Annotated in this window: 21 protein-coding genes; 15 read left to right on the top strand and 6 right to left on the bottom strand. The window is 67.0% G+C overall.

All coding sequences use genetic code 11. The annotated features are described in order from the left end of the window. Positions 1 to 3 precede the first annotated feature (3 nt). Both A5724_RS05865 and A5724_RS05860 read left to right on the top strand, forming a co-directional pair. On the top strand, positions 4 to 1,161 hold the full coding sequence (locus A5724_RS05865; RefSeq protein ID WP_067797672.1) for an alpha/beta hydrolase: 1,158 nt from the start codon (positions 4 to 6) through the stop codon (positions 1,159 to 1,161). 26 nt (positions 1,162 to 1,187) lie between these two features. Further along, a complete protein-coding gene (locus tag A5724_RS05860) occupies positions 1,188 to 1,979 on the top strand; it encodes a hypothetical protein (RefSeq protein ID WP_067797668.1) in 792 nt (263 codons plus the stop codon). On the opposite strand, the gene A5724_RS05855 is transcribed toward A5724_RS05860, so the two are convergent. Continuing rightward, on the bottom strand, positions 1,972 to 2,640 hold the full coding sequence (locus tag A5724_RS05855) for an O-methyltransferase (protein WP_067797665.1): 669 nt from the start codon (positions 2,638 to 2,640) through the stop codon (positions 1,972 to 1,974). The two genes, A5724_RS05860 and A5724_RS05855, sit on opposite strands and share 8 nt — an antisense overlap. Before the next feature lie 65 nt (positions 2,641 to 2,705). Between A5724_RS05855 and A5724_RS05850 the strand changes: the two genes are divergently transcribed. The 7 genes from A5724_RS05850 to A5724_RS05820 all read left to right on the top strand — a co-directional run bounded on the left by A5724_RS05850 (position 2,706) and on the right by A5724_RS05820 (position 8,801). Next, positions 2,706 to 3,653: a DUF4129 domain-containing protein gene (locus tag A5724_RS05850; RefSeq protein WP_067797662.1), complete on the top strand. Its 948-nt coding sequence runs from the start codon at positions 2,706 to 2,708 to the stop codon at positions 3,651 to 3,653. Continuing rightward, positions 3,650 to 4,132 (top strand): hypothetical protein, encoded by a 483-nt coding sequence (locus A5724_RS05845; protein WP_067797659.1) that lies wholly within the window; start codon positions 3,650 to 3,652, stop codon positions 4,130 to 4,132. Before A5724_RS05850 ends, A5724_RS05845 begins: the two co-directional genes overlap by 4 nt. Beyond that, complete coding sequence (locus A5724_RS05840; protein ID WP_067797656.1) at positions 4,129 to 5,091, top strand: MoxR family ATPase; 963 nt, start codon at positions 4,129 to 4,131, stop codon at positions 5,089 to 5,091. The genes A5724_RS05845 and A5724_RS05840 overlap by 4 nt, the downstream gene beginning before the upstream one ends. Further along, complete coding sequence (locus A5724_RS05835; RefSeq protein ID WP_067797653.1) at positions 5,088 to 6,350, top strand: DUF58 domain-containing protein; 1,263 nt, start codon at positions 5,088 to 5,090, stop codon at positions 6,348 to 6,350. The genes A5724_RS05840 and A5724_RS05835 overlap by 4 nt, the downstream gene beginning before the upstream one ends. Beyond that, positions 6,347 to 6,766, top strand: coding sequence for a hypothetical protein (locus A5724_RS05830; RefSeq protein WP_067797650.1), 420 nt, complete (start codon positions 6,347 to 6,349; stop codon positions 6,764 to 6,766). Before A5724_RS05835 ends, A5724_RS05830 begins: the two co-directional genes overlap by 4 nt. 81 nt (positions 6,767 to 6,847) lie before the next feature. Next, entirely contained in the window at positions 6,848 to 8,155 is a 1,308-nt protein-coding gene (locus tag A5724_RS05825) for an MFS transporter (protein ID WP_067797647.1), read from the top strand. A 4-nt stretch (positions 8,156 to 8,159) separates the two neighbouring features. Next, complete coding sequence (locus A5724_RS05820; RefSeq protein ID WP_082964883.1) at positions 8,160 to 8,801, top strand: TetR/AcrR family transcriptional regulator; 642 nt, start codon at positions 8,160 to 8,162, stop codon at positions 8,799 to 8,801. Between the two features lie 33 nt (positions 8,802 to 8,834). Here A5724_RS05820 and A5724_RS05815 read toward each other — a convergent pair whose 3' ends face one another. Beyond that, positions 8,835 to 9,116, bottom strand: coding sequence for a hypothetical protein (locus tag A5724_RS05815; RefSeq protein ID WP_067797644.1), 282 nt, complete (start codon positions 9,114 to 9,116; stop codon positions 8,835 to 8,837). Between the two features lie 240 nt (positions 9,117 to 9,356). On the opposite strand from A5724_RS05815, the gene A5724_RS05810 reads away from it, so the two are divergent. Beyond that, positions 9,357 to 9,764, top strand: a complete 408-nt coding sequence (locus tag A5724_RS05810; RefSeq protein WP_067797642.1) for a hypothetical protein — start codon at positions 9,357 to 9,359, stop codon at positions 9,762 to 9,764. Positions 9,765 to 9,835: 71 nt separating this feature from the next. Beyond that, positions 9,836 to 10,111 carry a hypothetical protein gene (locus A5724_RS05805; protein ID WP_067797639.1) on the top strand — a complete coding sequence of 92 codons (276 nt, stop codon included), beginning with the start codon at positions 9,836 to 9,838 and terminating at the stop codon, positions 10,109 to 10,111. On the opposite strand, the gene A5724_RS05800 is transcribed toward A5724_RS05805, so the two are convergent. Then, entirely contained in the window at positions 10,108 to 10,449 is a 342-nt protein-coding gene (locus A5724_RS05800; RefSeq protein ID WP_067798299.1) for an aminopeptidase, read from the bottom strand. The two genes, A5724_RS05805 and A5724_RS05800, sit on opposite strands and share 4 nt — an antisense overlap. 125 nt (positions 10,450 to 10,574) lie before the next feature. Here A5724_RS05800 and A5724_RS05795 point away from each other — a divergent pair, with 125 nt between their 5' ends. Then, positions 10,575 to 11,468, top strand: coding sequence for a DMT family transporter (locus tag A5724_RS05795; protein WP_197518568.1), 894 nt, complete (start codon positions 10,575 to 10,577; stop codon positions 11,466 to 11,468). Here A5724_RS05795 and A5724_RS05790 read toward each other — a convergent pair. Both A5724_RS05790 and A5724_RS05785 read right to left on the bottom strand, forming a co-directional pair. Then, on the bottom strand, positions 11,465 to 11,740 hold the full coding sequence (locus A5724_RS05790) for a hypothetical protein (RefSeq protein ID WP_067797634.1): 276 nt from the start codon (positions 11,738 to 11,740) through the stop codon (positions 11,465 to 11,467). The genes A5724_RS05795 and A5724_RS05790 overlap by 4 nt on opposite strands. 15 nt (positions 11,741 to 11,755) lie before the next feature. Further along, positions 11,756 to 13,447 carry a sodium:solute symporter family protein gene (locus tag A5724_RS05785; RefSeq protein WP_067797631.1) on the bottom strand — a complete coding sequence of 564 codons (1,692 nt, stop codon included), beginning with the start codon at positions 13,445 to 13,447 and terminating at the stop codon, positions 11,756 to 11,758. Between the two features lie 125 nt (positions 13,448 to 13,572). Here A5724_RS05785 and A5724_RS05780 point away from each other — a divergent pair, with 125 nt between their 5' ends. From A5724_RS05780 to A5724_RS05770, 3 genes are all read left to right on the top strand, one after another. Further along, entirely contained in the window at positions 13,573 to 14,358 is a 786-nt protein-coding gene (locus tag A5724_RS05780; RefSeq protein ID WP_067797628.1) for a DeoR/GlpR family DNA-binding transcription regulator, read from the top strand. After that, the gene (gene galT / locus A5724_RS05775) at positions 14,355 to 15,446 is read left to right on the top strand and encodes a galactose-1-phosphate uridylyltransferase (RefSeq protein WP_067797626.1); all 1,092 of its coding nucleotides are present in this window, start codon (positions 14,355 to 14,357) and stop codon (positions 15,444 to 15,446) included. The genes A5724_RS05780 and galT overlap by 4 nt, the downstream gene beginning before the upstream one ends. A gap of 61 nt (positions 15,447 to 15,507) precedes the next feature. Further along, a complete protein-coding gene (locus A5724_RS05770; protein WP_067797623.1) occupies positions 15,508 to 16,602 on the top strand; it encodes a galactokinase in 1,095 nt (364 codons plus the stop codon). Here the strand turns inward: A5724_RS05770 and A5724_RS05765 are convergent. Continuing rightward, entirely contained in the window at positions 16,591 to 17,400 is an 810-nt protein-coding gene (locus A5724_RS05765; protein WP_067797621.1) for an ANTAR domain-containing protein, read from the bottom strand. The genes A5724_RS05770 and A5724_RS05765 overlap by 12 nt on opposite strands. Positions 17,401 to 17,409 lie beyond the last annotated feature (9 nt).

Below are 17,409 nucleotides of genomic sequence, written 5' to 3'. Positions count from 1 at the left end.
ATCGTGCCTGTTGTGATCACCGTCGCGGCCCTGCTGGTGGTGCCGACCGCGGTGGCCGTGCTGGGCACCTACCTCTATCGCGTGCCCTACCTCGGGTTGGCGACCGCCTACGTGCCCTGGTACCTGCCCTGGCTGACGGTTGCCGCGGTCGCAGGCGGGGTCCTCGCGCTGATCCACTGGTGGGTGCGTCGCGGTCGCATCGGCGCCGCACTGGCTGTCGTTGCCGCCCTCACCGTCGCGGGCGCAGCGGTCATCGACGCCAGAATGATCGCGGCGGTCGAACACGCCGGCGCCGACATCCGATTGATCGACACATTCGGCATCGGGGTGCCCAGATACGCGGCGCCGGACGAGGAAGCGACCTATGGCACCTACGAGGGCACGCCGCTGCGACTGGCGGTCTTCCGCCCCCGGGAAACCACCTCTCGCGCACCGGTTTTCGTATACATCCACGGCGGCGGGTGGGTCGCCGGCGACCTGACAGCCCAAAGCACAGACCTGCGGTGGTTCGCCGAGCAGGGCTGGCTGGTGGTGAGCGTCGGCTACACGCTGTCATCGGCCGACCGGCACCTGTGGAACGTCACGCAGGACCAGATCGGCTGTGCACTGGGGTGGGTGGTCGCGAACGCACACGAATACGGCGGCGATCCGGCGCGGCTGTCCGTGTCGGGACATTCGGCGGGCGGAAACCTCGCCATCAACACCGCCTACCTCGCCGCTGCGGGGCGGCTGCACTCGTCCTGCGGGGGCACCATGCCGAAGGTGGCGGCGGTGTCTGCGGTCTATCCCGTCGTCGACCCCGTCGGCTTCTACGACAACCCGGATCCCGCGCTGGGTGGCGAGTCCCGCGAGATGGTGGGCGCGTACACCGGCGGCTCACCGCGCCAGTTCCCTGGCCGTTACGCGGCCATCGCATCCGACAGCCACCTGACCGCGGCCGCGCCGCCCACGTTGATCGTCATCGGCGAGGCCGACCACCTGGTGCCGGTGGCAGGCACCTACCGGTTCGTCGACCGGGCGAAGGCGGCCGGGGTCGACGTGGAATTGGTGGCGGTGCCCTACGCCGACCACGTCTATGACGGCCGTCGCGGCAGCATCGGCGAGCAGGCTTACCGGCAGATCACCGCGCGCTGGTTGCGCGAGGTCGGCCAGGGGCCGTGAGCCAGGCTGGTCCCTATCATGACGGGATGGGCGACGAGCTCGACCAGTTGTACGAGGCCAAGCCCGACGAGTTCACCCCGCTGCGCACGAAGCTGGCCGCAGCGGCCAAGAAGCGCGGGGACGCCGACGCGGCCAAGGCGATCTCCGCCGCGCGGAAGCCGACGACCGCGGCCTGGGTGGTCAACCGGCTGGCGGTCCGCGAGCCCGATACCAGGACCCGCCTCGCCGATCTCGGTGAACGCTTGAAGGACGCCCACTCGTCGATGGCGGGTGACCGCATCCGCGAGCTGTCCCGCGAACAACGCCGCCTCGTCGACGACCTGGCCCGTGCCGCATTCGAGGAGGCCGAGCTGACCGACCCCACCGCCGCAGTGCGCGACGACGTGACCGGCACCCTGCAGGCTGCCGTCGCCGACCCCGACGTCGCGGCCCGCCTCGGCAGGCTGACCAAGGCCGAGCAATGGTCGGGTTTCGGCGAATTCGGCGACACTGCAATGGTTTTCACGCCTACCCGTAAGCCGCGTGGTGAGAAGCCCGCTGCAGTGTCCGAGCCCGAACCGAAGGCCGACGAGAGCAAACAGGCGCGTGCCGCCCTCGCCGCCGCCGAACGCGCCAAGGCCGACGCGGACGCGGCGCTGACCGAACTGCAATCCGACGTCGCCACCGCGAGGCTGCGTCGCGACGACGCCCGCAGGCGACTGGAGGATGCCGAGACCGCGTTGGCGGCCGCCGAAGACGCCTACGAAAAGGGCAAGCAGGCCAGCCGCGACGCCGCGGCGGCGGTCAAGGAGGCGAAAGCGCAGCTGAGGTCTAAGTGACTGCGCGGCAGCTGATCTCCATGCTGTCGTCGCCCCCACGAACCGGGAAGTTGACGCTGACATAGCCGTTCTGAGGGTCGCGGACGTGGTCGAGATACGGCTTGGCATCGTCCATTGAGGTGTTGTCGGCGACGATCAGCGCCCCTGCCGACAGCTTGGGCTCGAGCAGCTTGGTCACCGGAAGGTAGGCCTCCTTCCAACCGTCGAGCAGCACGAACTCGACCGAACCGGCGACCCCGTCGAGAGTCTTCAGCGCATCGCCTTCCAGCACGGTGATCAGATCGTCGAGGCCCGTCGCGGCGAACGTCTGTTTGGCGGTCGCGACCTTGGCCGCGCTGAGTTCGGTGGTGACGACCCGGCCGGTGCCGTTGTCGCGTACCGCGGACGCCAGGTGGATGGCCGAGATGCCCAGCGACATGCCGAACTCGACGACGGTGCTCGGCCGGGTCGCGCGCACCAGCGTGTACAGCAGGCGGCCCGCCTCTGGGGTGACGGGCAAATAGAAGTCGCTGAGTGCGTCGGCGCGTTCCTGCGCACTGGCCTTGGCAAGCCGCTCGAAGTCGCCCGGCCTCTCCCGAAGCTGGGCGAACTGTTCGGTGGATTGGGCGTACATCCGGTCGAGGGCGGACGCCACTCGGGGGTCCTGCAGCGTGCTGGTCACAGCGCCAAAGATAGCCCTCCAAACGAGCGCCGCGGGGGTCCACCTACGGGCAGGATGGAAACGGTATGGAGAAGCCGACGGCGCGAGCGGTCGCGGTGATCGTGCTGTTGTTCGTCACAGCGTGGGCACTGCGGGGCTACCTGCCGGGCAGCGCCAAGGCGGTCGACCGGGAGCGGTCGCCGGGAAGCCCGGTGGCGTTGATCGTCGACATCGCTTTGTTGTGCATCTCGGTCGCGATCATCGGCGTCGCGGTCGTGGTGCGTCTGCGCAACGGGCAGGCGCGGCGACCGGGGCCGGGCACGCTGCCGCTCAGCGGTGTCACCATGGGCCGCCCGACGTGGCGGTTCTCGTTGGTCGCGTTGGCGGTGATCATCGCCTGGGTGCTGCTGATGATGATGCTGATGCGATTGGACGTCGGCGGCCCCGCGGGCCAACCGCCGTCGGGCACCCCGAAGGTCGCCGATCCGGGAACCGCGCCGCCGACCACCAATCCGACCGCCCCGCAATTAGATTCGCCTGACAGCCAGGGGCACGACGTGATCGGCTACCTGGTTCCGCCGATGGTGATCCTGATGGCGCTGATCGTCGTCGGGTCCGTCGTCGCCTCGCGGCGGCAGCGCCGGCTACCGTCGCCGGCGCCCTCCTCCGGCCCCACCCCCGACCGGCCCAGTCAACCGGGCGCCGCCGAATCACTGGCGCGCGCAGCCGAAGTCGGGCTCGCCGAGATCGGCGACCTCAGCCGTGAGCCCCGCGAAGCGATCATCGCGTGTTACGCCGCGATGGAACGTGAACTCACCCGCGTGCCCGGCGCCGCCCCGTTGGATTGCGACACCCCGTCGGAGGTGTTGGCCCGGGCGGTCGGTCGCCACGCGCTCAACGCCGACAGCGCGACGCGACTTGTCGAGTTGTTTGAGGAAGCACGGTTCTCACCGCACGTGATGAACGAGGGCCACCGCGACGACGCGGTCGACGCGCTGCGCCTGGTGCTCACCGACCTGCGGAGCATGGCATGAAAAAGCTTGTGGCCGCCGGTCTGTTCGTCGTGTTACTCGCCGAGGTGATGGCGGTCGCGGTGCTTGACCGGGAGTGGGTGCTTGGCGTCGTCGGCACGATGGTCGCGCTGGTGTTTCTCGCCCTCCGGTTCTACCTGGTGCGTGAACCGAGCTACCACGATTCGGCGACCACCAATGACGCCGCGGAGTCGTTGCGCCGCTGGCTTTCTCGGACCGAGACATTGGTCGGCAGATCCGAGTCGACCCGCAGGGACTGGGACCGGCACCTGCGCCCGATGCTGGCACGGCAGTTCGAGCTGGCCACCGGGCAACGAGAGGCAAGGAACCGCAACGCCTTTCACGCCACCGGCACCATGCTGTTCGGCGCGGAACTGTGGGCGTGGGTCGACCCACAGAACGTCTCGCGCACCGGCGACAGCGAGCCAGGGCCGGGTCGGGCCGCGCTCGACGAGATCCTGCGACGGTTGGAGCAAGTATGACGGGGCTGCCCGCGGCCACTACCACGGCGCACTGTGAAGCGGTGCTCGACGAGATCGGCCAGGTGGTGGTCGGCAAACGCGGTGCGCTGACCCTGATCCTGACCACGGTGCTCGCGGGCGGCCACGTGCTGATCGAAGATCTGCCCGGCCTCGGCAAGACGCTGATCGCCAGGTCCTTTGCGGCGGCGTTGGGTCTGGAGTTCACCCGCGTCCAGTTCACCCCGGACCTGCTGCCCGCCGACCTGCTCGGCTCCACCGTCTACGACATGCAATCAGGCCGTTTCGAATTCCGCAGGGGACCTATCTTCACCAACCTGCTCCTTGCCGACGAGATCAACCGGACACCGCCGAAGACCCAGGCCGCGCTGCTGGAGGCGATGGCGGAGGGCCAGGTCAGCATCGACGGCGTCACGCACCGACTTCCGGCCCCGTTCATCGTGCTGGCCACCGACAACCCGATCGAGTACGAGGGCACCTACCCGCTGCCGGAGGCGCAGCTCGACCGCTTCGCGATCCGCCTCGAACTGCGGTACCTGTCCGAACAGGAGGAGGCGTCCATGCTGCGGCGGCGCCTCGACCGCGGGTCAGCGCAACCGACCGTGCAACAGGTGGTCGACGCCCACGATCTGCTCGCCATGCGCGAGTCGGTGGAGCAGGTCACGGTGCACGACGACGTGCTGCGCTATGTGGTGTCGCTGGCGACCGCGACGCGTCAGCATCCGCAGGTGGCCGTCGGCGCCAGCCCACGCGCGGAACTCGACCTGGTGCAACTGTCCCGCGCGCGGGCGTTGCTGCTCGGACGGGACTATGTGATACCCGAGGACGTGAAATCGCTGGCCGTGCCCACCATGGCGCACCGGATCAGCCTCCGACCGGAGATGTGGGTGCGCCGCGTGCACGGGTCGGATGTCGTCGAGGAACTGCTACGCAGGCTGCCGGTGCCGAGGACCAAGGGATGATTGAAACCCGCACGGTCGACGTCGAATTACGCTGGCGGCCTTCGGCTTTGACACGCTCCCTGGTGACGTGTGCTGCGGCCGCCCTCGCGGTCGCGGTGATCGGCGGCTACTGGCAGCTTGTCGCGTTCGCGGCACCGCTGGTCGGCGTGCTGACGTCCATCGGATGGCAACGCGAGGTCCCGACGGTGCATGTGCATGCCGAGCCGTCGGCCCAGCGCTGCTTCGAATCCGAAGACACCAGGGTCGAGGTGTGGGCCACGAGTGAAAACGCCGAGACAGCAATTGGCCTGACGCTCGAAGCGGTGGACGGCATGCGGTTGCACACCGTCGAATCCTCGCACCGTCAGAGCGTGACCGCCACGGCCGACAGGTGGGGCCGCTATCCCGTCGTCGCGCGCGTGAATGTCCTTGCCCGCGGCGGGCTTCTGCACGGCACGGGTGTAGCCGACGCCGCGAACGTGTTCGTGTTCCCGCTGGCGCCCCCGCAGTCCACCGCGCTGCCGCGCACCGAACTGCTCGACCGCCTCGGCACCCACCTGACCCGGCGCATCGGTCCTGGCGTCGAATATGCCGACGTCCGGCGGTACGTGACCGGCGACCAGTTGCGCACCGTCAACTGGCCCGTCAGCGCGCGGCGGGGCAGTCTGCACGTGACGCAGCGCCTGACCGACCGCGCCGCCGACGTGGTGGTGATGATCGACGGCTACCCCCAACCGCCGGGTCCGGCTACCGCCGCAACCGACCGGATCGCCCGCGGCGCCGTGCAAGTGGTGCAGAGCGCGCTGCGCAGCGGTGACCGCGCGGGTGTCGTCGTGCTCGGTGACCGCCACCCGCGGTGGTTGGGCGCCGACATCGGACGCAGGCAGTTCTACCGAATCCTGGACGCCATGCTGACCGCCGGTGACGGATTCGAGGACACACCAGGCACTCTCGCGCCGAGGGCAGCGGTCCCGCCCGGCGCGATCGTGGTCGCGTTCTCCACCCTGCTCGACACCGAATTCGCACTCGCACTCATCGATTTGCGCAAACGCGGTCACACCGTGGTGGCCGTCGACGTGCTCGAAGGCGCCCCGTTCGAAGAGGACAAGGACGGCCCGGTGGCCCGGATGTGGTCGCTGCAGCGGTCGTTCATGTACCGCGATATGCGGACCATCGGAGTCGACGTGGTCGCGTGGCACGGCGACGCCACCCTCGATCAGGCGATGCAGTTGGTGCCCGACCGGCGCCGCTCGGTGCGTCGGAGGGCGGCGTTGACATGACACTGCAGGCGCGTGCGGTCTCGGCATCGTTCGGGCTGTTGATGGTCGCGTCGGCGGCGGTGCAGGCGGACAGGACGGCCTTGTTCGCCGCCGTCTTCGCCGCCGTCGCGGTGTTGGCGGGCAGCGTTTTTCGTCCTGCCCCCGCGCTCGCGGTGCTGGCGACTGTCGCAGTGCTCGTGCTCGCCGATGCCCCGCCGGTGCTGACCGCGACGTCCGGGTTGTGTGCGGCGGCGTATCTGGTGCTGCGGCACACCGCGGCGGTGGCGGCACCGAGTGTGCTCGGCGCCGCAGGCTTCACCGCAGCTGGCCTTGCCGCGGTGTCGCTTCCGTTCCAACTGCCGTGGGTGCCGCTGCTGGCTCCGCTGGCGGTGCTTGTGCTCTTCGTCCTGATGACTCGGCCCTATTGGACGAACTGAGCCGGTTATCTTGTCAGGGAGGCGACCTGCGCTCCCGTAAGCGAATTGCTCAGCGGGACGCTTACTTTCGGGAGAGTCTTCGTGCCACAGGATGTTCGCAAGGCAGTGACCGGCGCATCGATCGGCAACGCGGTGGAGTGGTTCGACTTCGCGATCTACGGATTCCTGGCCACCTTCATCGCGGCGAATTTCTTTCCCTCCGGAAACGAAACAGCGGCGCTGCTGAACACGTTCGCGATCTTCGCGGCGGCGTTCTTCATGCGTCCTGTCGGCGGATTCGTGTTCGGACCGCTCGGTGACCGGATCGGCAGACAGCGAGTCCTCGCGCTCGTCATCCTGCTGATGGCGAGCGCGACGCTGGCGATCGGCCTGCTGCCCACCTACTCGACGATCGGCGTCGCCGCGCCGCTGTTGCTGTTGTTCCTCCGGTGTCTGCAGGGCTTCTCGGCCGGCGGCGAGTACGGCGGCGGCGCGGTGTATCTGGCCGAATTCGCCTCGGACAGACGCCGCGGCCTGACGGTCACGTTCATGGTGTGGTCCGGAGTGCTCGGATTCCTGATCGGCTCGGTGACCGTGACGCTGCTGCAGGCGCTGCTGCCCGCCGCCGCGATGGAGAGCTACGGCTGGCGCATCCCCTTCCTGCTCGCGGGCCCGCTGGGGCTCGTCGGCCTGTACATCCGGCTGCGACTCGACGACACCCCGCAGTTCGCCGAACTCAGCAAGGCCAAGCAGGTTGCGAAGTCGCCGCTGAAGGAGGCGGTCGGCACCGCGTGGCGGCCGATCCTTCAGGTGATCGGGCTGATGATCATCTACAACATCGGCTACTACGTCGTGTTCACGTTCCTGCCCACCTACTTCATCAGGACGCTGCAGTTCTCGAAGACCACGGCGTTCGTCTCGATCACCCTGGCCAGTCTGGTTGCGCTGGTGCTGATCCTCCCGCTGGCCGCGCTGTCGGACCGGGTCGGCCGACGGCCCATGCTGATCGCGGGCGCGGCGGCCTTCGCGGTGCTCGGCTATCCGCTGTTCCTTCTCCTCAATTCCGGTTCGGTGGCGGCGGCGATCGCGGCACACTGTGGCTTGGCGGTGATCGAGGCGGTGTATGCGTCGACGGCGGTCGCCGCGGGCGTCGAACTGTTCGCCACCCGGGTCCGCTACAGCGGCTTCTCCACCGGCTACAACGTCTGCGTCGCCGCGTTCGGCGGCACCACGCCCTACGTCGTCACCTGGCTGACCGCCGAGACGGGCGACGCCGTCGCACCCGCGTACTACGTCGTGGTGGCCGCGATCGCGTCGCTGGCGACGATCCTGACCATCGAGGAAACCGCCGGGCGTCCGCTCCCGCAAGCGATATCGGACCAAACGTTCCAATCCGCAGGGTTAAAGTGAATGGGTGCCGGCGACCGATCCTGCAACGCGGCCGAAGCTGACAGCACGCGGCGCGGCTACCCGCAACCGGATCGTCCTTGCGGCCGCGGAGTTGATGCATGTGCAGGGCGTGGCAGCCACCACCATCGACGACGTGCTGGCGGCAAGCGCGACGAGTAAATCCCAGTTCTACCAACACTTCGAGGACAAATCGGAGTTGGTGTACGAGGTCATCACGATGCGCGCCGACGAGATCCTGTCGTGGCAGCGGCTTCGGTTGGAGAAGGTGGATTCCTTCCGCGGGCTGTACACCTGGCGCGACGCGATGGTGCAGAGATGTGCGCTTCGACGCGGGCTGTGGGGGTGCGAACTCGGTTCGCTGGCCGCCGAACTGTCCGATACCGACGACAAGGCAAGGGCTTCGCTTGCCGAACACTTCACGCAATGGCGCGACCTGCTGGGCGCAGCGCTGGAGCGGATGCGTGAGGCCGGCGCGCTCGTCGCCGACATCGACGTGAAATCCCTTGCGACAGGGCTACTTGCGGCGGTCGAAGGCGGCTATCTGCTGTCGCAGACCGGCCGCGACCCGCGGCTGATGCAGTCGGCGTTGAACATGGCCATCGGCCATGTGGCGTCCTACGCGACCGCCGGCACCGCAGTGCGCTGACGGTGCCGGCGTCGCGAATTGGACGAGATCGACCTATCCGGTGTTCTCTTTGTTGCCAGGAATGGCAGTCGGCGCGGAAGGCGCCTTGACCGAGGGCGAAAACAGGTTTCCACCGGTCGGGTTGATCGACTTCTCCGTAGGCGCGGGCGCAGGCGCGGGGGCCGACGTCGTCGCGCTGGTGGTGGTCGTGGTGGTGGGGGTGGTGGTCTCGGGTGCCTTTTCGCCCTCACCGCAGGCGGTCAGTGCGCCCATTCCGATGACGGCGCCCATGGCCGCGGTTGCGGCGAGGCGACGAGCCGTACGGCCAGACATCATGCTGTGTCCTATCTGTGTAGAGAACTGAACTATATCGTCCAAAAAAGCAGGTAGTCAACGCGTAAGTCGCTGGTCGGTTAGACCTGACGGTCCAAATCGGGCGTCAAGGGCGACCTGAAATTGGCAGGAGATTGCATATTTCTTACCAGCGTCCTGCCAGGCGGTGACTCTAACGTCCTGACCACCAGACACCCAGTGTCTCGGAAGGACAACCACAGGTACATCACACGGAGGACGCACATGAGGAAGTTCGGCGTTTACGGGATCGCCGTTGTCGGTGCGGCGGCGACGTCGCTGGCGTTCTTCGGTTCCGGGGTCGCCGCCGCCGACGACTACAGCGGTCAGACCTACGGCGACGCTTCGAAAGCCATCAGCGATGCGGGCAAGAAGGCCGTCATCGCGAGTCGGGCCGGGGACACCCTCTCCGATGACGACTGCATAGTCAGCCACTCCCAGTCGGCGCCTTGGATCAAGGGCGACGATTTCAGCCCCGTCACCGACACGGTGTTGGTCTACCTGAACTGCAACGCCACCGTCGCGACCGCGAAGGACCCGGGCAATTCGGCAGGCAGCCCGGAGGGCAGGGCCGCGATCCAGAAGGCGCAGGAGGACAAGGACAGCGCCGACAGCGGCGACTCCGGCTCGTAGCCCGCCGCCGAGCCCTCCCGCCTGCGATGCCCAGTACGCTGAGGCCAGGCATCCACGAAGGGGAGGCGCGAATGAAGCTTCAGGTGTTGCCCTACGTCACCGTCGAGATCGACGACCGGTTGCGCCGTCGGGTGCGGCGGGCGGGTGAGCGGTTGCGGGTCAATGTCAGGGCCTACCTACTGAGTGCGGCCGACGACGTGGACGCCGCGGGCGACCGCGTGCGAGACCTCTGCGACCGAGCCGTCAACCGGGTGGACTCGGTGGTCGAGCGGGTCAACGACCGTCTCGCTCCCGAGGAGCCGCGTCAGCCGCACGTGCATCTGGTCGACAACCGCGAGGCCAGCTAGGGAGTCCTGGCGCCAGTCCTGCCCCCGACGAAGAACGAACCGGCAATCGCAACCAGGCCGATGACGGCCACCGGGATCGTCCATGAGCGCCTGCTGGAAACCGCGGAGGAGCATTCGGCCGCATAGTTGGTGTGCGGGACGACCTGATTGATGATCGGCAGGTTGGCCGGGTTCTGATTGTCGGCCTGCTGCGCGGCTGACGAGTCCTGAGCCAACGCATTACCGCACCCGATGTCGCCACCGTCGGGCCCCGGCACCGATACGGGCATCAGCAGTCCGATCACCCCGACGACCAACACGACCGCACCCACCAGCAGAATCAACCGTCGCACGTTCATGCGCGGTTCTATGCCCCGGCCAGGCAAGTTCGAAACCATCTCGAGATCGCCTCGCGCTTGGGCGGCCCCGACGAATATGTTGTTCTTATTCATGTGGTGGCCGTGGCCTGAAAGGAACTCGACGCTTGGTAGGCCATGGTCTGACGGTGTTGTTCGCCTTGCTCGCCGCCGTCTTTCTGGCGATCGGCATTGTGGTGCGTCAGCGCGCCACCGTCGACGTGCCCCAGGAGCACGGCGTGAGTTCGGTGATGTTCCTGACACTGCTGCGCAGGCCGCTGTGGTGGGCAGGCACCGCGGCCGCGGTCGCCGGCTACGGCTTCCAGGCACTGGCGCTTGCGAAGGGTTCGCTGCTTCTGGTGCAGCCGATCCTGGTGTCCGCGCTGCTGTTCGCGTTGCCGTTGAGCGCACGAATGGCCCGCAGGCGCGTCACTCGCGGCGAATGGGTGTGGGCGCTGGTGTTGACCGTGGCCCTCGCGGTGTTCGTGGTGCTGGCCAAGACCAGACCCGGTGACTACGAGGCGTCGCTGCCGCTGTCGGCGTTGGTCGCGGTGATCTGCACGGCCGCCGTCGGCGCCTGCGTCATCGTGGCGACCCGCACGTTGGGATGGAAACGGGCCGTGCTGCTCGCGCTGGCGGTCGGGGTGTTGTTCGGTGTCGTCGCCGTGCTGACCAAGCTGCTGATGCACGTGCTGATCTACGAAGGTCTGCACGCGTTGCTCATCACGCCGGTGCCGTATCTGCTCGTATTGATCGCGGTTTTCGCAACGTTCTTGCAGCAGTCCGCTTTTCACGCGGGATCACTGCAGACGTCAGTGCCGACGATGCTGGTGCTCGAGCCGCTGATCGCCGTGCTGCTCGGCGCGGTGGTGCTCGGCGAGAACCTGGACGTCAGCCAACTCGACGCGGTACTGATCACCATCAGCACCGTCGCGATGGTGGCGGCCACCATCGCGCTCGGACGCGACGAGGGCGCCTACGAAGAGCAACTCGAGGCGGCGGTGGCGCGCCGAGGCACCTAGTGCTGCCGCGGTTCGGTCGGCTCCGAGTCCGACTCGGGAATCTTCACCGGCCGCAGTAGCGCCCAACCGATGAACACGGCCGACACGCCGATCAGCACCAGTCCCACCCACCAGTTGGCATCGGTGCCGACGTAGAGGTCTACGGGATTGTCGGTGGCGGAGCTGTGGTGGTCACCGAGCAGACCGGGGGCGAAGCCGGCGATGGTCAACACGATGCCGTAGATGCCGAGCAGCGCACCGATGATGTTGCGAACGTCGAACAGGTGTCGCATCTGGGTTTCCTCTAATCAGTGGAAGACGATGTTGAGCACGATGACAAGGGCAAGGGAGAGCCCGGCCAGCGGAACGGGCTTGTAGTACCAGGCTTTTCCGGCACTCTCCGGATCGGAGAAGACGTCCTTCGACGTCTCCGAGTACACCAGGCCGACCAACTCGCTGGCCGGCTTCGGCGTGGTGACCATGGTGACGGCGATGCTGACGGCGATGTCGACGACGAAGGCCACCGACGCGGCGACGAACGGCACACCCTGACCGGGCAGGCTGATCACACCGACCTTGGAGAGGATGAAAACGAAGATGGCGGAAAGTGTCCCGGACACCAGGCCGGTCCAACCCGCGGTCGAGGACATCCGCTTCCAGAACATACCGAGGATGAACGTCGCAAACAGCGGGGCGTTGAAGAACCCGAACAGTGTCTGCAGGTAGTCCATCAGGTTCGAGTAGCCCGCCGCGATCAACGCGGTGAAGATGGCCAGGATCGTCGCAGCGATGGTGGCGATCCGGCCGACCGCGATGTAGTAGCTGTCCGGTCGGTCCTTGACGACGTAGTCCTGCCAGATGTCGTAGCTGAACACCGTGTTGAACGCCGAGATGTTGGCGGCCATGCCCGCCATGAACGAGGCGAGCAGACCCGCGATCGCTACGCCGAGCAAGCCGTTGGGCAGGATGTCGCGGATCATCAGCAACATCGCGTCGTTGTACGTGATGTCGCCCTCGCCAGTGGTTTTCAGCCGGATCATGTCGCCGATTGATGCCGCGGCGATCATGCCGGGCACGATGATCACGAACGGAATGAACATCTTTGGGAACGATCCGATGATCGGCGAGCGTCGCGCCGCGGAAATGGAATCCGACGCCATCGCGCGCTGCACCTCGACGAAGTTGGTGGTCCAGTAACCGAATGACAACACGAATCCAAGGCCGAACACGATGCCGATCACCGACCACACCGGACTGGAGAAACCGGACAGCGCCGTGCCGGGCCACGTGGTCAGCTGCTCGCTTGTCGTTGCGGTCACTTTGCCGTCGGTCATGGTGTCGATGACCTTGTCCTTCAAGCCATTCCAGCCGCCGACTTTGATCAGCCCGAAGATGGTCAACGGCACCAGCGCCGCTACGATCACGAAGAACTGCAGCACCTCGTTGTAGATCGCCGCGGAAAGGCCGCCCAGTGTGATGTAGCTGAGCACTACCAGCGCCGCGACGATCAGCGACAACCAACGCGGCCACCCGAGCAGCGCATTGATCACCGTTGCCAACAGGAACAGGTTGACGCCGGCGATCAGCACCTGAGCGGTGGCGAAGCTGATCGCGTTGACCAGGTGAGCGCCAGGGCCGAAGCGCCGCCGCATGAACTCGGGCACGCTTCGCACTTTGGAGCCGTAGTAGAACGGCATCATCACCACGCCGAGGAAGAGCATGGCCGGGATCGCGCCGATCCAGTAGTAGTGCATGGTCGACAACCCGACCTGGGCACCGTTGGCGGACATGCCCATGATCTCGACGGCGCCGAGGTTCGCCGAGATGAACGCCAGGCCGGTGACCCAGGCGGGCAACCGGCGACCGGACAGGAAGAAGTCCAGGCTGGTCGAGATCTGACTGCGGGCAATGAAGCCGATGCCGAGCACGAAGACGAAATAGATGGCCACGAGCATGTAGTCGAGCCAGCCGAGGTTGAGGCGCAGCACGTTCTCGGTCATCTGCGGTAATCAACTCCTTTGAGTCGGAGTAAGCACAGGTTCGGTCACAAACAACCAGAAACTAACAGCACCAACCGGGCAATCTGGGCCAAACCGGGAAATTGTGTTTGATATTGTGCGGTTTCATGCTCGCCGCCGAACGCCGATACGCGATCCTGCGCGCGTTGAACGCCGACGGGGCGGTCCGCGTCGCCGGCCTGGCCGCCGAACTCGACGTGTCGGAGATGACGGTCCGGCGTGACCTCGACGCACTCGACGCGCAGAACCTGCTGCGCAAGGTGCACGGTGGCGCGGTGGCCAGACACAACCGCGGTGAGGAACCGTGGTCGTCGGTGAAGGCCGGCCAACAACGCGCGGAAAAGGCGGCGATCGCGGCGGTGGCCGCCGAGACCGTCGAGGATGGTATGACGATCGCGATCAGCGCGGGCACCACGACCACCGAACTTGCGCGCAGGCTGCGGCACCGGTCGTCGATAACGGTGGTGACGAACTCGCTGAGCGTGTTCGAGCTGCTCACCGATCCCGGAGGTGATGCCGCCGACGCCCCGCAGGTGTATCTGTCCGGCGGTGTCCGCACCCCGTCGGATGCGCTCGTCGGACCGGTCGCCGATGCGGCGATCGGGTCGTTCCGGGTGGACGGCACGTATCTCGGCGTGCACGGGTTCGATCCGGAGGCGGGTTTGACGACACCGAATATGGCTGAGGCACAGACGAATCGGACATTGATCGGGATTGGTGCACAGCTCACCGTGCTGGCCGATCACACCAAGTACCGCGAGGTGGGGACCAATGTGTTCGCCAGGATGCGACGTGTCGACAACCTGATCGTCGACGACGGGCTGTCCGTCGCCGACCGCGGCATCATCGAACAACACGTCGGGCGCCTCACGATCGCCGCGGTGCTCCCATGACCGACCCAGCCAGGTGGCCGCTCGCCGACGGCCGCGAACTGTTGTTGTTCGCGCTGCCCGGTCACACGCCTGCGCCGGTGCCGGACCGCCGCCCGCTACCGCCGCGCGGTGAGCAGCAGTCGGAGTTGCGGTTCGACCGCCAGACCGGCCAGTGGGTGATCATCGCAGCCCTGCGGCAGGACCGGACCTACAAACCGCCGGCCGACCAATGCCCGCTGTGCCCCGGGCCGACCGGGCTGACCAGTGAGATCCCCGCGGCCGACTACGACGTCGCGGTCTTCGAGAACCGCTTCCCGAGCCTGTCCGGCGCGGGCGCCGCGCCCTTCACACTGCCGACACCCAACGGCGATCTGCTCCAATCGGCTGCGGGGCATGGCCGTTGCGAAGTGATCTGCTTCTCCAGTGACCACACCGGTTCGTTCAGCGGGCTGACCCAACAGCATGCCCGCCTCGTCGTCGAGGCATGGCGGCACCGCACTGCCTACCTGATGGCCCGTCCCGGCATCGCCTACGTGTTTTGCTTCGAGAATCGCGGTGAGGAGATCGGCGTCACGCTGACACACCCGCACGGTCAGATCTACGGCTATCCGTATCTGCCACCGCGCGCGGCGGAGATGATGCGCGAGGCCCGTGCCTACGCGGACCGCACCGGCGGCAACCTCTTCACCGACATTCTAACCCGCGAGGTCGCCGACGGCAGCCGAGTCATCGCCAAGACCGACTTGTTCACCGCGTTCGTCCCGTTTGCGGCCAGATGGCCGGTGGAGGTGCACATCTACCCGAATCGCTTCGTGCATAACCTTGTCGACCTCACCGACACCGAACTCGACGGCTTCGCGCGCATCTACCTGGACGTGCTTTCCCGCTTCGACCGCATGTATCCCACTGCGTTGCCCTATATTTCGGCGCTGCACCAGTACACCGGCTCCGCCGATCAGCGGGAGGGCTACTTCCACGTCGAGCTGATGTCGGTGCGGCGCAGTGCCACCAAGTTGAAGTTCCTCGCAGGCTCCGAGTCCGCGATGGACGCGTTCATCAGCGACGTCACCCCAGAGAGTGTGGCCGAGCGACTGCGGGCGCTCGCATGAGCGAAGCTTGCGAGCGAATCATCAGTACTGAATGGTCCGACCGAGCCTGTGAGGTCGGCGCATGACTGCGATCCGGTACGCGGCGCCTGGCCGGATCAACCTGATCGGCGAACACACCGACTACAACCTGGGTTTCGCGCTGCCGATCGCCCTGCCCGAACGCACAGTCGTCACCTATCTACCTGACGAGGGCGCCGAACTGACAGTGCGAAGCGATCAAGAGGACGGCACCGTTTCAATTCCGATTGCCACCGCACCTGGTGACGTCAGCGGATGGGCCGCCTACGTCGCGGGGGTGGTCTGGTCGCTGGCGCGGGCGGGGCACCGCATCCTGGGTGGCAGCATGACGATCGCCAGTGACGTCGAAATGGGTTCCGGCGTATCGTCTTCGGCCGCGTTGGAATGTGCGGTCCTCGGCGCCTTGACCACCGCCGCAGGCATCGACCTCGACCGGATCGAGCTTGCGCGGCTCGCCCAGCGGGCCGAGAACGACTACGTGGGTGCACCCACCGGCATGCTGGATCAGCTGGCGTCCCTGTGCGGCGCGCCGCACAAGGCGTTGCTGATCGACTTCCGAGAACCGGCGGTGCGCCCCGTGGTGTTCGACCCGGATGCCGCCGAGGTCGCCCTGCTGCTGATCAATTCGCGCGCACCGCATCAACACGCGGGCGGCGAGTACGCGTCACGCCGGGCGTCCTGCGAACGGGCGGCTGCGGACCTGGGTGTGTCGTCGCTGCGGGAGGTGCAGGACAGCGGCGTGGCGGCACTGGCCGCGGTCGCCGATCCCGTCGATGCCCGGCGCGCCCGCCACATCCTCACCGACAACGAGCGTGTGCTGGAAGTCGTTGCCGCCCTGGAGGAATCCGACTACACCGCGATCGGCAGGCTGTTCACCGCGTCGCAGGCGTCGATGCGCGACGACTTCGAGATCACCACGGACCACATCGATCTGATCGCCGACACCGCCGTCGCGGCAGGCGCGCTGGGGGCCCGGATGACGGGTGGCGGATTCGGGGGCTGCGTCATCGCGCTGGCCCCGGTCGCCAATGTCGCCGACATCGCCGACGCGATCCGCGAAGCGGTCCGCGACGCCGGCTACAACGCGCCGACGATCGCGCGCACCAGGGCGAGTCAGGGCGCGGAATTACTCGGATGACGGCGGCTCCGGTGGTTTCGACAACGCCGCCCACATCAGTCTGGCCGCCTCGCGGGTACGCTCGTCGGGGGTGATCGGCGTTCCGGTGTCGGGTTGTTCGGCGGGTGCACCGCTGATGTGTTCGACGAGTGCCACCGCCAGTTCACGCAGCTTGACGTTGAACTCCTGGCTGGCGCGGCGAAGCATCCGCCACGCATGTTCGGCGTCACACCGCACCAGGCCCATCAACGCGCCCTTGGCCTGTTCGATTGCCCCGCGTGATTGCAGCACGGTGATGATATCCGCAATGGCCGAGGTGTTTTCGGCGGCCGACGTGATCAGCGCCGCCGACACCAGTTGCTCGTAGGTGATCAGGCTGGTCACCGTGGCGGCGCTGGCGGGCTGTTTGAGCACACAGCAGACCACGACCGTCGCGTCGTCGGCCCAGACGCCCGGCACGGCCGCAACGCCGCGGCACTCCTCCCAGCAGGATTCCTGCTGTGGTGCAAGGGAGTTCATGGCAGCCGAGGTGAGCTGTGGCCAGCGGTCGTCGGCCCAGAGGTCGATGCTGAGCACCGGCACCTGGTAGGCCAGCGCATCGGGCACGGGTCCGCCGACGCCTTCGAATTGCACGGAGGCGAAGTCTGCGCCGACCCCGACCGACGCGAGCACGGACGGCGGTTCATCGTGGCGCTTGTCGTGGATGACGATCGCGAACCCGAGCGCATCGACGAGATCGGCCTGCATCCGCTCGAGGATGCGGTGCATCAACGCCACCAACTGGGGATGTGACTGGGGGCGAAAGTCAGCGGGGGCCATCGGGAGTCG

It is taken from the genome of Mycobacterium sp. ACS1612 (genome assembly GCF_001667505.1).
Classification (GTDB): Bacteria; Actinomycetota; Actinomycetes; order Mycobacteriales; family Mycobacteriaceae; genus Mycobacterium.
This window is presented reverse-complemented; position numbering and strand designations above follow the sequence as displayed.